The organism is Enterococcus sp. 7E2_DIV0204, assembly GCF_002140855.1.
Taxonomy (GTDB): domain Bacteria; phylum Bacillota; class Bacilli; order Lactobacillales; family Enterococcaceae; genus Enterococcus_L; species Enterococcus_L lemimoniae.
This window is the reverse complement of sequence record NZ_NGKY01000001.1, coordinates 2,105,467-2,106,577: the sequence shown is the minus strand read 5'-3', so window position 1 is coordinate 2,106,577 and position 1,111 is coordinate 2,105,467. Positions and strand designations below refer to the sequence as shown.

The 1,111-nt window shown below is 27.1% G+C and carries 1 protein-coding gene; it reads right to left on the bottom strand.

The genetic code is table 11. The annotated features are described in order from the left end of the window. Window positions 1–821 (bottom strand): EpsG family protein (locus tag A5819_RS09820; RefSeq protein ID WP_254907249.1); only part of this gene is annotated, 821 nt, incomplete at its 3' end. Window positions 822–1,111 lie beyond the last annotated feature (290 nt).

Genomic DNA, 1,111 nt, shown 5'->3' with positions numbered 1-1,111 from the left:
GGATATATCTCTCCATTTCCACCAACAACAACTTGTAAATACCAAACTAGAATCAAATATCCAATAAATAATAAATAGCATAAAAATCTAAGGTTTTTGTCTTTGATTGAATACTTTATAATCAAGGGATAAGAAATAATTTTAAATACTGCCAAATACAAGATAACACGACTAACTGTGATATCAATCATTCTCAACGAAATAAATATCAAATCCATCATAGTTATTAAAAACATAAAAGAAAAAAATAGATTTTTCTTTACTAATGATTTATATGACCTGATCCACCATACAACCATTGGCAAACGCATCCCAATAGTTGATAACGAAACATCTGATTCTGATTGATTTGTACCAATATATTGTTCAAATTTATTCCCAATTAGGCCAGTTTTAGTTAGCATACCTAAAATAGTTACAGCCGACACAGACACCGTTAATGCGGAGAGTAAAATTGTCAGATGTAGTTTCAAAGTGTTCTTAGACTTTTCTAAAATTATATATAAGAGCAAAATTGCAAAACCAACTATTGCAGAATTATGAAAAAGTAAACTACAAAATAACATGGCTATTCCCAAACGTTTCTTTGAGGTAATAAACAAACTTATTCCCAAAAATACGAATGCCATAGCAACAGATTGCCTCATAATATTTAATGTATTTCCATAAAACAAAAACAGATATGTTAGAAAAGAAAGTGGTATGCTAACCCATTGTCTAAATCTTGTAATGCCTAAATAAAACAAACCATTTGTTAAAATACCTAGTATAAAATAGAAAATATGAATATTATTCGTAAACCTACTTACAAGATAATTCAATGCTTGATAACCATACTCAACGTCTAAATACACATCTAGATGTGTATAAGAGACAGAATATAAACAGTAAGCAAAAATAGCAACTATAAAAAGCATACATATAAATTATTATTTTTTTCGCATTTAACTGTATTAATAGAAAAAACATAGAAAAAAGCAAACTAAGAATAGAATTAAATATGAAAAGTTTATTGAATTAAAAAGATAGACTAATTGCGTGTATCTTTTTATTATCAACATCAACAATCTAATAAATAATAGAGACACTAGCAAGCTAACAAAAATAAATC